Here is a 12,944-nt window from a genome sequence, read left to right on the forward strand (position 1 = left end):
TGCGCCCCCATGCTCATTGCATTCACTGTGCCCCGAGGGGGTGCGTCATCCGCTCCGGGCGGCCGCGCGCTCCTGACATGCCCACCCCCAAACGCCCCCGCCGCACCGCCGAGCGCATCCTGGAGGTCACGCTGGAGCTGTTCAACAGCTTTGGCGAGCCCAATGTCTCGACGACGCTGATCTCGGCGGAACTGAAGATCAGCCCGGGCAACCTCTACTACCACTACCCGGCCAAGGACGAACTCGTCAACGCGCTCTTCGGCCGCTACGAGGCCGAGCTGAACGAGCTGCTCGCCGCGGCCGACAACGTGCGCAATGTGGAGGACGCCTGGCTGTTCTTCCACATGCTGTTCGAGCTGATCTGGAAGCACCGCTTCCTGTACCGCGACCTGAACGACCTGCTGTTCAAGAACCGCCGCCTCGAAACCCATTTCCAGACCCTGCTTGCCGCCAAGGAGCAGGCGATGCGCCACGTACTGTCGGGGCTGCACCTGGGCGGCGCGCTGAAGATGGACCTGCGCGAGGCGGCGCCGACGGCCAACGCGATGGTCGTGGTGGTGAGCTACTGGCTGAGCTACGAATACGTGCGCGACCCGCGCCATGCGCTGGAGCCCGATCGCGCCGGCGCAGCGCTGATGCGTGGCGCCTTCCACGCGCTCTCCCTGCTGCTACCCTACCTTGAGCCTGCGTCCAAGGAACACCTCTTCAAGCTCGCCGGCCAATACCAATCATCACAACCCTGATGGAGACAAAAGCGATGGCCAAGTGGACTGCCTTCCCCTACGACAACAGCGCCTTCGTCTACACGCCGGCCACGCTTAAGAAGCACTGGGCGCGGCTGCATGCCGGTGACGCCGAGCCCCTCCCCAAGGACGCCGCGGTGCTGCAGGCCTGGATTCATTTCCATGCCGGTGACTTCCAGGCCGCCTACGACGCGGGCCTCGCCGCCGGTGGCGCCGGCATCACGGTCGCCAACAAGGCCCAGGGCATCTACGCCAACTACCTCGAGAAGAAGGAGAAGGTGAAGCTGGAGATGTTCCTGGAGATCGCGGAGCGCGCCGAGGCGCAGCAGGGCGAGGAGCCCAAGAACCCGAACGCCTGGTACTGGCAGGCTTACGCGATCGGCCGCTACGGCCAGGGCATCAGCGTCGCCAAGGCGCTGGCGCAAGGCCTGGGCAGCAAGGTCAAGAACGCGCTGGAAACCACCATCGAACTCGCGCCCAAGCACGCTGACGCCCACATCGCGCTGGGTGCCTTCCACGCCGAAGTCATCGACAAGGTCGGCAAGCTGCTGGGCCGCACCCAAGGTGCTGACACGGCCACCGGCCTGAAGATGTTCGAGCAGGCCCTCAAGCTCAACCCGGCCAGTGCCATCGCCATGATCGAACGTGCCAACGGCCTCGTCATGCTGGAGGGCGACAAGCGCATGAAGGAAGCCGAAAAGCTGTACGCCGACGCGGCTGCCTGCGACGCGATGGACGCGATGGAACTGCTCGACATCGAGCTGGCCAAAGAGGAACTTGAGGAGTAATTCACGGTACCGATCGCAGATCGTGACGGAGTTCACGACCCGATCTCCCGTGCCTCCGGGGGTGCAAGTCAGCGCGTCGCGGCGTAAGCTTCGTCCCCACCAGCCACCCCCCACACGAGACCGCGCCATGAAGTTCCTGATCCCCGCTTTCGCTGCCGTCACCGTCTTTGCCGCCCAAGCCGGCAACAACGCCACGCCCGAGCAGGCCGAACTGCGCGCCGAGTGCGCCAAGAGCTACACCGACACCAGCAGCGTGGCAACGCCGGTCCCGTCCAATGAGTACCAGTTTGTCTACGCCAATGGCAAGTACAAGGGCGAAGCCAAGCCGGGCAAGCTGCTGGCCTGCACCGAGCAGCAGTACGCCGCCTACCTGGACAAGGCCGACCCGGCCAAGGTGATGGCCGCCTACCCGACGGCCGCCGGCCGCCCGACCGCCGCCAAGAAGAAGGCCGAGCCTTTCCGTCTGTGAAACGCCTGTGATTCGCCGCTGATCGTTTCGAATCGTCAGCCAACGAGGCGCCCTGCGGGGCGCCTTTTGTTTTTCCGGCGCGGTCGACCTAATGTTGAAAGTCACTGGACTTTCCAAGGAGCCACGCCGTGAAGATCCTCATCGCCACCCTGACCTGCCTGGCCGGCACCGTTGCCCTCGCAGATGACGCTGACGTGCACAAGGCCCGTTCCGAATTGCGCACCGGCTGCGCGCAAAGCTACGCCAGTTTCAGCGCCCATCACCCAGCCGGCAATGCGCCTGAGTACCGCGGCGACAAATACCCCGGCGACTCCCAGTACTACGGTGACGCCAAGCCCTGCACCGAGGAGCAGCTGGCGGCCTATCTCGACAAGGCCGACCCTGCCCTCGTCATGCGCGCCTACCCTTCCGCCGCCGGCCGCCCCAAGGCCAAGAAGCCGGCCACGGCGCCTTCCGCGCCCAAGGGCTGAGTCGATGCAAAGGCGCCTTCGGGCGCCTTTTGATTGGTGCAGTGCGGCGTGCATTTGCTTGCACTTAGGCGTAGCCTTGGGCTCACCTTGAGCAGCAAGGAGGTCCGCCATGAGAACCCTCGCAGTCACCATTGCGTCTCTGGTCACCGCGCTGCCGGCCTTCGCGGCCGACACACCGGCCAGCCACGCCCAGGCCGTGTTGCACGATGGTTGCGCCCAGGCCTATGCCAGCCACGTCGCCACCTACTACGCCGCCGGCGCGGTGGCGCCGACCTTCACCGGCGAACGCCCCAAGGGCGACCACCGGTACTACAACGACGCCAAGCCCTGCGACGAAGCGCAGTTCGCGTCCTATCTGGAAAAGGCCGACCCGGCCACGGTGACGATGGCCTATCCCACCGCTGCCGGCAAGGCCAAGCCCAAGAAGGCCAACGCCGTCACGACGGCGGCGGTGCCCAAGTCGAAGTGAGCAGGCCCCTCGCTCAGTCTTGCCCGGCTGAACGCAGGCAAGCCTGATCGGTCCCCCGAGGGGACGGCGATGCTTGCGGCATTGAGCCGCAAGCACATCGCCGAACGGGCCGGCTTGGGAGCGGCCCGGCGCTCGGCCCGACGACCATGCGATGACCAAATGAGAGCAGTCTCAGGCTGCATCCTGCCCCCACGGCATCATCAGCGCCAGCATCAGCAGCTTCTCGAACTCCGGTGCGAAGTTGGCGATGATGGCCTCGGGGTCGGGGCACAGGCCGGTGTCGGTGATGAGGCCGAACTGCACGCGGCCGGCGTAGGTCAGGATGCTGACGCCCATGCCGATGTCGCCCGACTGCGGCACCCAGAACATCACCTTCTCCACCGTCGAGCCGCAGAACTTGAGCGCCTCGGCCGGGCCCGGCACATTGGTCATCACCGCCGTCGCCTTCTTGGCGAAGAGGTTGAGCATCGCGTGCTGCACGGGCTTGATCAGCAGGCCGGCGACAGACAGCAGGCCGAAGGCCATCACCGGCTGGAAGCTGCCCTTGAGCTCGCTCATGCGCGCGCGCACCGCGAACAGCCGCTCGATGGGGTTGGCGATGCCGATGGGCAGCACCAGCGGCACCAGGCCGAAGCGGTTGCCGAGTTGCCAGGCCTGCTCCAGCGGGCGCAGATTGACCGGCACCATGGCGCGGATCTCCTTGCCCGCCGGGTCGTCGCCCTTGTCCGCCAGGTAGCGGCCGATGGCGCCGGCCGCGCAGGCCAGCAGCACGTCGTTGATGGAAGCGCCCAAGGCCTTGCCCACCGCCTTGACCTCGTCCAGCGCCAGGCTGTCGTCCCAGGCCACGGTTTTCTTCGAACCGGGCTTGCCCTTGAGGCGGGTCGGCGAATCGTCGGGCATCAGCGCGAAGGCGGCCACGTCGGACACGGCCTGGTAGCCCATGCGGGCCATCTCCAGCGACGAATCCATCGGCGTGTCACCACGCATGGCCAGGTCCACGCCCTTGGCCACACCCTTGCCCGTCATGCCGATGGCCTTGACGGTCAGGTTGCTGATCGGGCGCAGGAAGGCGTCGAGCAGCCAGTCCGCCTCGCCGGGCTCCTCAACATCTTTTGCCGCGCGCTTGGGCGGCGCCTTGCCGCCATCGGTGATGGACAGCATGACGGCGATCAGCGCGATGCCGTCGGCAATGCAGTGGTGGATGCGGGCGATCAGCGCGCTCGTGCCGTCGCCCATGTCCTCGATGAGCTGGAACTGCCACAGCGGGTGGGCCGGGTCCAGCGCTTCGGAGCACAGCTCGGCGACACGCTCGCGCAACACCTCGTCACGGCTCTGGCCGCGCAGGGGCAGCGGCACCTCGGCGACGACGTGGCGGGCGATATCGAAATCCTTGTCGGCCACCCACTGGGCGCCCAGCAAGGCGTCCTCGACGACCTTCTGCCGGAAGCGTGGGTACTGCAGCAGCCGTTCGGCCACGCGTTCGCGCAGCGCGGCCAGCGTGATGCCGGGGCGGATGGACCAGACCCCGACGATCATCATCAGGTTGGCCTCGGTGTCCATGCGCAGCCAGGCGGTATCCACCTTGGACATGCGTTCGCTGCTGGGGCCCATGCGTCTCCTCGGATTCGTTATTGGCCGGGCCTAAACTCGGCGGCCCGTCGGTCGATTGTCATGAGAATCGACGCCCCAATCAGCCTGGAGAACCCCCGTGAGCCTGAAAGACCAATTCGAAGCCGCTGTCGCCGACTCCAAGAACCTGGCCGAGCGGCCGGACAACATGACGCTGCTGAAGCTCTATGCGCTCTACAAGCAGGGCAGCGCCGGCGACGTCGACGGCAAGCGCCCCGGCTTCACCGACATGGTCGGTCGCGCCAAATGGGATGCCTGGAACGAGCTGAAGGGCACGTCGACCGACGATGCCATGCAGCAGTACGTCGACCTCATCGAATCTCTGAAGTAACGCCTCCTCGGCGCACCCAAGAACCGGCTTCAGGCCGGTTTCTTTTTGGCCGGCGCCTTTTTCTTGGCCCCGGCCGCCAGCAGCGCATCGAGTTCCTTCTCGATCTCGCCCTCGATCGTCTTCTTGAAGGCCCCGAGCAGGAAGCCAAGCTGGGCCACCAGGTCGAAGTGGTCGGCCGCCACGCTCAGCTCGCCCTTGACGCCGGAGCGCGTGAACTCCACGGTGTCGCCGTCGTCACCCTCATGCACCGTGCATTCCATGTCGAACTTCTCTTCGACCTGCTCGGCCCATTTCCAGGCAATCTCGCGGGCCTTCTTCAGGCCCAGGTCGTGGTCTCGGTGAATGCGGATCTCGGCCATCAGCGGCTCTCCGTTGTCTCGTGCACCCCACTCTAAGCGAGAAGGGCGGTGCCACTGCCGTGGGCGCATTTGCCTCCATACTTAGGCGCAGAAAAGCCTGGCGCAAAGCCAGCCGAAGCCCAGGGAGGATCCATGCGCCTTGTCGACCCCGACCCGCTCTGCCTCGACCCGCTCATGGAGGGGCTGACGCATTTCCGTGCGCCCGAGCCCGACCATGAACAGGCTGTCTACTGGTTCCGCGTCGCCGCCGACGCGGGCGACGCCGAGGGACTGGCCATGTTCGCGCTCTGCCAGCTTGAGGGCCTGGGCCTGCCGCGGGACCCGGTGCAGGCCCGTGAGCGCCTGGAGCGCGCCTCCAGCGAGGGCAGCCTGACTGCCAAATTCCATCTAGGCCGCATCCTCGTCGCCGGCTGGGGTGGCGACCCCGATGCACCGCGCGGCGTGGCGCTTTACACCGTCGCTGCATCCCAAGGCCACGCCGATGCCACGTTCAATCTGGCCGCCTGCCTGGAGTCAGGCTGGGGCTGCCAGCCCGACCGCCTGGCCGCCAAGGCCCTCTATATGCGCGCCCGCGCCATGGGCAGCCCGCTGAAGGCGCCAGGCCTGCGCATCCGCGAGCGCGAGCTGGAGGCGGTGCGCGAACTCGCGCGTCGCATGGAGCACGGCGGCGAACTTGCGCGCGCCATCGAGGAGCGCCAGCACGAGATCATGCTGATTCACGAGCTCGCGCAGACTCCGGCACGCAAAGCCATGCTGAGCGCCAGGCAGCGCCGCCGGCTGCTGCACGTCGCCAGCGCCACGGCCATCATCGCCGGCCTCGCCGCGGTCCTGGCCGGCCTGTTCGGCCTGTTCGGCTGGCGCAACAGCCACCCGCTGGCGCATGATTCCGGCCCCACCTCCATCGCATGAACATGCGCCGCAGCCAGCCGCTCAACACCACTTGATTGACGTCTTCGCGTTGGGGCCACACCTGCGACGAACTGTCCGTCGCCAGTCCGGTGCGTTGGCACACACCACCTATTTAGCGATCAAGCGGCAGTTGCTCGCACCAACGGCTGCCTCGGATGCAGCCTCGCCATCGTCAATGCATCCACGTAGACGCCATCACGCAGCGCATAGGCCCTGAGCCGCCCTTCGTGCTCGAAACCATGGCGCTCGTACAGCCGGATTGCGCGCTCGTTGTCCTGGTAGACCGTCAGCTCCACGCGCAGAACCTGCGCCCAGTTGTCGGCGTAGTCCAGCAGCGCAGTCATCAAGGCACCGCCAATGCCCTGCCCCTGCGCCGCGGCCGACACCGAGATGCCCAGCGCCATTGCGTGGCGGCGGCGCACTTGGGCGCCGACCGGGTGCAGGCCGGCGCTGCCGAGCAGCTTGCCGTCGCGTTCGGCCAACAGGAACAGCTCGGGCGAGCCAGCGGCGGGTGGCGTGCTCAGGCGCTGTTGCCACAGTTCTGCATTGGCGTAGGGCAGCTGCAGCAGGCCAGGAAAGATGTCCGGCTCGGCCAGATGCTCGGCAACCGCAGCGGCATCACTGGGCCGGACGCGTCGCAGGATCAGTGTCATAAGTGCCTCCCTCAAGGCTCTTCAATGTAGCTCGACGCTCCTCGCGCGCGAGCGGCTTCAGCCGTTCGACGGCCGCGTGAAACTTCACCCAGTCACGACCCTCGCGCTCGAACAGGCGCGTGAAGGCCGGCACCAGTTCGTCATAGGCAGACAGGATCGCGAAGCTGGCGTTGTTGGCACGCTGGAACCAGGCTTCGTAGCCTGGCGCCTCCTTGGGGGCACGTTCGCGCAGCTCGGCCATGACGGCGGCTTTGGCTTCGGCACGCGCCTCGGCCGGGCCGGCGTAAACCGCTTTGAGCTTCTCCCGCCCTTCGCGCGCCAGCGCCAGGAAGCGCGCCCGCCGCGCCCGCCCGGCCTCGAAGGCAGCCAGGGCCTCGGGCTTGGCCGCCAGCCATTCGCGGGCACCGAGCATCTCGACTGCTGTCGCATAGGCCTCGTTGAAGCCGGTGTCATCGCTGGTGTAGACGCGCTGGTGGGTCAGCTCGTGAAAGACCATGGCCGCCAGTTCGCCCTCGGGGTAGCGGATGAAGGTATTGAGCAGCGGGTCGCCCCCGAACCAGCGGCTCCAGCCCAGCGTCGAATAGGCGGGAATGGGCTGCACCTGCACCTCCCAGCCCTCGGCCTTCAGCTCGTCCGCGTGGCGCTGCGCGGCATCGCGGTCGAACCAGCCCTGGTAGCCGGCGCAGCCCATGATGGGGTAGCACCAGGTCTTGAGCTGGAAGCCGAACTCGGGCGCGGCGACGATGTTCCAGACGACGGCTGGCCGCTTGAGGTCGGCATAGCGGCGGTAGCTGTTGTTGTCGGGCAGGGCCAGGCGCGCGGTGGCGAAGTCGCGCATCTGCTGCGTCAGCTTCAGGCGCTCGGCCAGCTCGGGTGGGGTGGCCGGGTCGGCCAGCCAGTCGCTGACCGGCCTGGCCGCACGAACGATGCCCAGATGGCCGCCGGCGGCCTGGCCCCAATGGCCCACGGCGCCGCAGCCGCTCAGGGAGAGCGCGGCGACGGCAACGAGCAAGGCGCGTGGAGAGATCAAGCGAGATCGCGGTGCAGGCGGAGCCGCGATTGTCACCACCCGCTTCGCCACGCAGGTAACTGTCAGCGCAGCACCACCGTGAGCACGGTGCCCGCGGGCACGCGCACGCCGCGGCGCTGGTAGCGCGTTGCGCCGGCCGGCACCTGATCGTCCAGGTAGGTGTGCCCGGTGCGGCCGAAGCGCGTCAGTCCGCTGATGGGCGCAGCCTTGCGGCTGGTGGCCTGCTGCGCGGTGTCGGTGCCCATCAGCCACAGCCCTTCCCACTGAACCTGCGGGAAACCATAGCCCCAGGGCGCATGGCGCTGCGGCATGCCGCCGAACACGCTGCTGCCCAGTCGCTCCCACTCGTCGGCCAGGCCCTCGCTGCCGGCGCGCCGCAGCAGCGTGTCCAGGCAGCTGTAGCTGCTGGCCGTCGCGCTGCAATCAGTCACCAACTGGCGCCACCAGCCGCTGCCGTAGCGGCGGTTCAAGAAGGCGGCCAGGCTGCCGCCGGCTCCATAGTTGGCGCTGTCGGCGTCCTCCAGCCAGTCGATCATGGCCACACTGCCACCAGAACGGAGGTAGCTGGGCAGCCGGAAGATGACGATCTTGTTGGCGCCCGGCGTGATGGTCTCGGCCAGCAGGTCTTCGGTGGCCATGGCAGCCGTCTCTTCCAACCAGGCGTCGTGCAGCAGGCCGCGCTGGATCGTGCCCTGGTGATAGGTCACCATGTGCGTGAGCTCGTGCACCAGCGTGGACGCGTAGAAGGTCGGGTTGCTTGCCAGGCCCGTGCCGTTCACGAAGAAGGCCAGCGCTTCGTTGGAATTCGCGTAGCGGCTGTTGCGCCAGCGGTAGGAGTTGTTCAGCCCATAGAAGTAGCCGGCCGCGGAGGCGTCGGCGCCCATGTGGTCGGTGACGACGATGTTCACGTCCTGCAGCTGCGCCGCACTTTCCTGGATCAGCCACGGCCGGTTGGTCACCTCGCTGCCGCCCCAGACGTCGCCGAGCATGGCGATGACACGCGCAAAGCCGCCCTGGTCGCCGCAGAAGCTGCGCTTCAGGGGCTCGATCTGGGCCGCTTCGACGGTGCGGGCCGTGGTCAGCGCCTGGTCGACCCAGAAGACGAGACGACGGCCGGTTCCGGTGCTGCAGGTGCTCAGCACGCTGGCCGTGAACGGCACGGGCTTGGCGGGATCGTCATAGAGATCGTTCCAGATGCGTGTGCTGCCGACCTCGGCGGCGGCGAGGGCGCGGCGGCGCGGCTCGATGGCGCTCTCCGGCAGGGGCCGAGCAGGCAGTTGCTGATCCTGCAGATCCTCCAGCGACTGTTGCTGCTGCAGGCCGAGCATGCGCGCGTGCAGGGCGTCGTGATGGGATTCGTCGGCAGCTGATGCACTGGCAGCCTGAATTCGGGCGTTCGGTGCCGCGCCCAGGCTGACCACTGCAGCGCTGCCGCTCTTCGGTAGCTCGGTGGCATCGCTGGCCTGGCCGTTGCTGAATACCAGCGTCACGGACTGCCCAGGCTGCACGTTGGCGATGTCCACGTCGACCAGTTGGGACGTGGCGCCGGCGTTGCGCAAACGCCAGACACCAACGCCGCTGCCGGCATAGCCCCCATCCGCAGCCACCGCACAGTGCAGGCCGCTGCAGCCTGGCAAGAGTGAGCCGGCAGCACGTGCCACCGGCGAAGGCTGTGCTTCGACCTGGACGGTGGTGCTGGCGCGCGCCGTCACGCCGGCACTGTTCTGCGCTACGGCCGTGGCGGTGAAGCTGCCCGCCTGGGCGAAACGGCGCTCCACGGTGAGGCCTTCGGCCGCTGCGCCGTCGCTGAACTCCCAGCGCCAGTTGACACCATTCTGCGTATCACCAGCGGTGAACTGCACGTACTCGCCGGCGTAGAGCTGGGTGGCCGAGGCGCTGAGGCGCACGACCGGGTCTGGCACGGCGGGCGCCGTTGGCGGCGTCGGCGTCGACACACCGCCACCGCCTCCACCGCCGCCGCAGGCGGCAAGCAGCATCAGTCCACAGGCAGCCGCCACATGGCGCAGCCCAGCCTTGAAGAGGCCCTCCATCGTTCTCCCTGTCCTTGTGTTCTCGGCACCGCATCCTCGTGCGTGGCGCCGGGCACGGATTGTGCCAACGCGTCCCGGCGCATCGCGCCGTTAGCCGCCCGGTTCAGACGTCAAAAATCACGTCAGGAAAGTTCAGGCAGCTTCAACCTGCACCAGGCAGTCGTAGAAAGCCGGGGCATTGCCCATATCCGTCAGGCGCTGGTGGGTGACCTCGTTGACATTGCTGCCCTGCACGCCGAGCTTGCGCCACCACACGCCCAGGCCGTTGACGACGCCGGGCCGCGCGCGCGTGCTGACCTTGAGCTTGGCCACATAGCGACCGCGGTCGTTGAATGCGGCCACCAGGGCGCCATCGACAAGGCCGCGCTCGACGGCATCGCCGAGGTGCATCTCGATGATGGGCTCGCTCTCGATGTCTCGCAGGCTCTTCACGTTGACAAAGCTGCTGTTCAGGAAGTTGCGCGCCGGCGGCGAAATCATGGCCAGTGGGTAGCGCGCGGCCAGTTCGGGCGAGCTTTGCGCGCTTTCGTAGTTGGGCACGTAGTCGGCGCCGGCGGCCTGCGCGCGACCGTTGGGGGTGCGGAAGCCGCCCTCGGCAAATGGCGCCTCGGGAATGGGCAGGGGCTGCCAGCCCTGCTCGCGCAGCAGGCCCATGTCGATGTCTGACGTGAAGGCCTGCGCGGCCAGGTCCTCATCGCTGTCCTTGAAGCAGGGATCCGTCAGGCCCATCGCCGCGGCCAACTCGCGGAAGATCTGCGTGTTGGTCTTGGCTTCGCCCAGCGGCGCAACAGCCGGCTGGTTCATCAGCACATCGGTGTGGCCATACGAGGTGTGCACGTCCAGGTGCTCGAGCTGGGTCGTGGCCGGCAGCACATAGTCGGCCAGGTCGGCCGTGTCGGTCATGAAGTGCTCGAGCACGACGGTGAACAGGTCCTCGCGCTGAAAGCCCTTCACCACCTTGGGCGACTCCGGCGCGACGGCAACGGGATTGCTGTTGTAGACGATCAGCGCCTCGATGGGCGGATCGGCCTGCAGCAGCGCGTCGCCGATGGTGCTCATGTTGACCATGCGCGGTGTGCGCCCGGCGAGCAGGCCCGGGCGTTCCAGATCCGGGTTCTTGTACGGCGCGTTCCAGCCCGAGGCCGACAGCAGCACGCCACCGCTGGGGTGGCGCCAGGCGCCGGTCAGGCAGGGCAGCAGCGCGATCAGCCGCACCGCATTGCCGCCACCGCGAACGCGCTGCAGGCCGTAGTTCATGCGGATGGCGGCGGGTGTCGTGGTCGCGTAGTCGCGGGCCAGGCCGCGCACTTCGTCGGGCGTGACGCCGCAGACCTCGGCGACGCGCTCGGGCGGCCAGTCCAAGGCCTTGCCGCGCAGTTCGTCCCAGCCGTCGACGTGGTTGTCGATGTAGTCCTGGTCCAGCCAGCCGTTTTGGATCAGCTCATGCATCAGGCCCAGGGCCAGCGCACCGTCGGTGCCGGGCAGCACGGCGATGTGCTGGTGGCATTTGTCCGCCGTCTCGGTCTTGCGCGGATCGATGCAGATCAGCTTGGCGCCCTCGCGCTTGGTCTGGTTCGCATAGGTCCAGAAATGCAGGTTGGACGCAATGGAGTTGCTGCCCCAGATGATGATGAGCTTGGCGCCAGCGAAGTGGCGCGTGTGCATGCCCAGCTTGTGGCCATAGGTGGCTGCCAGGCCGGCGCCGCCGGCGGAAGCGCAGATGGTGCGGTCCAGCCGCGCAGCGCCGAGCGCGTTCCACAGCCGGCCGGCCATGGCCTCGCCCTGGATCAGGCCCATGGTGCCGGCGTAGCTGTAGGGCTGGATGCACTGCGGGTCCTTCACCGCCTGGAGCCGGGCGGCGATGTCGGCGATGGCTTCGGCCCAGCTCACCTGCACGAAGCGCGGCGCTTCGGTCTTCTTGCTGACCCTCTTCAGCGGGTGCAGCAGGCGCTCGGGGTGGTAGGTGCGCTCGGGGTAGCGCGACACCTTGGTACACAGCGCGCCGTGCGTGTTGGGGTGGTCGGCGCGGCCCTGCACCTTGATCACGCGTTCGTTTTCGACGGTGATCTGCATCGCGCAGGTGTCGGGGCAGTCGTGGGGGCAGGCGCCGAAGACGGTACGGGTGTGCATGTCGATCAGGCAATCGCAAATCAGGCTGAGCCGCGATTGTCGCAATCCGCACCGCCCCCTGCTCAAAGTTGGCTCATACCCCCATCGACAACGATCTCGCTGCCGACGATGAAGGCCGACTCAGGCGCGGCCAGGTGCAGCACCGTGGACGCAATCTCCTGCGGTGTGCCGAAGCGGCCCAGTGGCACCTGGCTCTGGATCTGCGCGGCGACCTGCGTCAGCGTGTCGGCGTCGAAGCCCAGCTTGCCGTACAGCGGCGTGGTCACCGGGCCCGGGCTGATGACGTTGACGCGCGCGCCCTGCGGCAGCAACTCGGCCGACAGCGTCTTGGCCATCGAGATCAGCGCGGCCTTGCTGGCGGCGTAGATGGCCGAGTTGGGCATGCCGATATGGGCATTGATGGAGCCGTTCAGCACGATGGACGCGCCGCGGGCCAGCACCGGGCGCAGCGCCTGGATCAGGAAGAAGGCGCCCTTGGCATTGGTGTTGAACGTGCGGTCCCACAGGTCTTCGCTGGCATCGGCCAGGGATGCGAACTCGGCGATGCCGGCGTTGACGAACACGGCATCCAGCTGACGGCCGGCGGCGGCGAGGTGGGCACCCAGCGCGCGGGCGCCGAGCACGTCAGACGCATCCAGCGCCACCAGCTCGAAGCCTTCGGTCTCGTGCTGCTTGCCCGGGCGGGCGGTGACGATGACGTGGGCGCCTTCGGCCTTGAAGGCGCGGGCGGCGGCCAGGCCGATGCCGGAGGTGCCGCCGGTGACGAGGACGGTCTTGTTGGTGAAGCGTGAAGACATGATGGTTTCCTTTGGGTCTGCGGTTAGCGGCTTGTTTGCCGTGGACTCGATACTCGGATTCAGCGTCCCTTTTGACGCACGGCCGTGTTGGCCGACTCGTGCAAGGCTTTCGAACA

At 67.5% G+C, this 12,944-nt stretch carries 14 protein-coding genes; 7 read left to right on the forward strand and 7 right to left on the reverse strand.

Annotated elements, in window-relative coordinates; genetic code table 11:
- Window positions 1-77: 77 nt before the first annotated feature.
- From AC1DW0_RS23825 to AC1DW0_RS23845, 5 genes are all read left to right on the forward strand, one after another.
- Window positions 78-743, forward strand: a complete 666-nt coding sequence (locus tag AC1DW0_RS23825; RefSeq protein ID WP_056193685.1) for a TetR/AcrR family transcriptional regulator — start codon at window positions 78-80, stop codon at window positions 741-743.
- A gap of 14 nt (window positions 744-757) precedes the next feature.
- Window positions 758-1,531 (forward strand): tetratricopeptide repeat protein, encoded by a 774-nt coding sequence (locus AC1DW0_RS23830; RefSeq protein ID WP_056193980.1) that lies wholly within the window; start codon window positions 758-760, stop codon window positions 1,529-1,531.
- A 127-nt stretch (window positions 1,532-1,658) separates the two neighbouring features.
- A complete protein-coding gene (locus AC1DW0_RS23835) occupies window positions 1,659-2,000 on the forward strand; it encodes a hypothetical protein (RefSeq protein WP_056193682.1) in 342 nt (113 codons plus the stop codon).
- Between the two features lie 128 nt (window positions 2,001-2,128).
- Window positions 2,129-2,470, forward strand: a complete 342-nt coding sequence (locus AC1DW0_RS23840) for a hypothetical protein (protein WP_056193679.1) — start codon at window positions 2,129-2,131, stop codon at window positions 2,468-2,470.
- A gap of 109 nt (window positions 2,471-2,579) precedes the next feature.
- Complete coding sequence (locus AC1DW0_RS23845; protein WP_457325885.1) at window positions 2,580-2,939, forward strand: hypothetical protein; 360 nt, start codon at window positions 2,580-2,582, stop codon at window positions 2,937-2,939.
- 171 nt (window positions 2,940-3,110) lie between these two features.
- Here the strand turns inward: AC1DW0_RS23845 and AC1DW0_RS23850 are convergent, their stop codons facing one another.
- Entirely contained in the window at window positions 3,111-4,529 is a 1,419-nt protein-coding gene (locus AC1DW0_RS23850; protein WP_477948384.1) for a wax ester/triacylglycerol synthase family O-acyltransferase, read from the reverse strand.
- A 118-nt stretch (window positions 4,530-4,647) separates the two neighbouring features.
- Here AC1DW0_RS23850 and AC1DW0_RS23855 point away from each other — a divergent pair, with 118 nt between their 5' ends.
- Window positions 4,648-4,899, forward strand: a complete 252-nt coding sequence (locus AC1DW0_RS23855; protein ID WP_477948386.1) for an acyl-CoA-binding protein — start codon at window positions 4,648-4,650, stop codon at window positions 4,897-4,899.
- A gap of 29 nt (window positions 4,900-4,928) precedes the next feature.
- Here the strand turns inward: AC1DW0_RS23855 and AC1DW0_RS23860 are convergent, their stop codons facing one another.
- Window positions 4,929-5,258 carry a polyhydroxyalkanoic acid system family protein gene (locus AC1DW0_RS23860; protein WP_477948388.1) on the reverse strand — a complete coding sequence of 110 codons (330 nt, stop codon included), beginning with the start codon at window positions 5,256-5,258 and terminating at the stop codon, window positions 4,929-4,931.
- A gap of 132 nt (window positions 5,259-5,390) precedes the next feature.
- Here AC1DW0_RS23860 and AC1DW0_RS23865 point away from each other — a divergent pair, with 132 nt between their 5' ends.
- On the forward strand, window positions 5,391-6,167 hold the full coding sequence (locus tag AC1DW0_RS23865) for a tetratricopeptide repeat protein (protein WP_477948389.1): 777 nt from the start codon (window positions 5,391-5,393) through the stop codon (window positions 6,165-6,167).
- A gap of 119 nt (window positions 6,168-6,286) precedes the next feature.
- Here the strand turns inward: AC1DW0_RS23865 and AC1DW0_RS23870 are convergent, their stop codons facing one another.
- The 5 genes from AC1DW0_RS23870 to AC1DW0_RS23890 all read right to left on the reverse strand — a co-directional run bounded on the left by AC1DW0_RS23870 (window position 6,287) and on the right by AC1DW0_RS23890 (window position 12,828).
- Window positions 6,287-6,820: a GNAT family N-acetyltransferase gene (locus AC1DW0_RS23870; protein WP_457323362.1), complete on the reverse strand. Its 534-nt coding sequence runs from the start codon at window positions 6,818-6,820 to the stop codon at window positions 6,287-6,289.
- Window positions 6,786-7,850, reverse strand: coding sequence for an aminopeptidase (locus AC1DW0_RS23875; protein ID WP_477948391.1), 1,065 nt, complete (start codon window positions 7,848-7,850; stop codon window positions 6,786-6,788). The genes AC1DW0_RS23870 and AC1DW0_RS23875 overlap by 35 nt, the downstream gene beginning before the upstream one ends.
- 62 nt (window positions 7,851-7,912) lie before the next feature.
- Window positions 7,913-9,901: a M30 family zinc metallopeptidase gene (locus tag AC1DW0_RS23880; RefSeq protein WP_477948393.1), complete on the reverse strand. Its 1,989-nt coding sequence runs from the start codon at window positions 9,899-9,901 to the stop codon at window positions 7,913-7,915.
- 132 nt (window positions 9,902-10,033) lie between these two features.
- Window positions 10,034-12,031, reverse strand: a complete 1,998-nt coding sequence (locus AC1DW0_RS23885) for a molybdopterin-containing oxidoreductase family protein (protein ID WP_477948395.1) — start codon at window positions 12,029-12,031, stop codon at window positions 10,034-10,036.
- Window positions 12,032-12,093: 62 nt separating this feature from the next.
- Window positions 12,094-12,828 (reverse strand): SDR family oxidoreductase, encoded by a 735-nt coding sequence (locus tag AC1DW0_RS23890; protein ID WP_457323358.1) that lies wholly within the window; start codon window positions 12,826-12,828, stop codon window positions 12,094-12,096.
- Window positions 12,829-12,944 lie beyond the last annotated feature (116 nt).

The sequence above is a fragment of the Roseateles sp. P4_D2 genome (assembly GCF_056401875.1).

What these genes read in the sequence shown, in the direction of transcription:
- AC1DW0_RS23825 (WP_056193685.1), top strand. Translation starts at nt 78, where the DNA reads ATGCCCACCCCCAAACGCCCCCGCCGCACCGCCGAGCGCATCCTGGAG.
- AC1DW0_RS23830 (WP_056193980.1), top strand. Translation starts at nt 758, where the DNA reads ATGGCCAAGTGGACTGCCTTCCCCTACGACAACAGCGCCTTCGTCTAC.
- AC1DW0_RS23835 (WP_056193682.1), top strand. Translation starts at nt 1,659, where the DNA reads ATGAAGTTCCTGATCCCCGCTTTCGCTGCCGTCACCGTCTTTGCCGCC.
- AC1DW0_RS23845 (WP_457325885.1), top strand. Translation starts at nt 2,580, where the DNA reads ATGAGAACCCTCGCAGTCACCATTGCGTCTCTGGTCACCGCGCTGCCG.
- AC1DW0_RS23850 (WP_477948384.1), bottom strand. Translation starts at nt 4,529, where the DNA reads ATGTCCAAGGTGGATACCGCCTGGCTGCGCATGGACACCGAGGCCAAC.
- AC1DW0_RS23860 (WP_477948388.1), bottom strand. Translation starts at nt 5,258, where the DNA reads ATGGCCGAGATCCGCATTCACCGAGACCACGACCTGGGCCTGAAGAAG.
- AC1DW0_RS23865 (WP_477948389.1), top strand. Translation starts at nt 5,391, where the DNA reads ATGCGCCTTGTCGACCCCGACCCGCTCTGCCTCGACCCGCTCATGGAG.
- AC1DW0_RS23870 (WP_457323362.1), bottom strand. Translation starts at nt 6,820, where the DNA reads ATGACACTGATCCTGCGACGCGTCCGGCCCAGTGATGCCGCTGCGGTT.
- AC1DW0_RS23880 (WP_477948393.1), bottom strand. Translation starts at nt 9,901, where the DNA reads ATGGAGGGCCTCTTCAAGGCTGGGCTGCGCCATGTGGCGGCTGCCTGT.
- AC1DW0_RS23885 (WP_477948395.1), bottom strand. Translation starts at nt 12,031, where the DNA reads ATGCACACCCGTACCGTCTTCGGCGCCTGCCCCCACGACTGCCCCGAC.
- AC1DW0_RS23890 (WP_457323358.1), bottom strand. Translation starts at nt 12,828, where the DNA reads ATGTCTTCACGCTTCACCAACAAGACCGTCCTCGTCACCGGCGGCACC.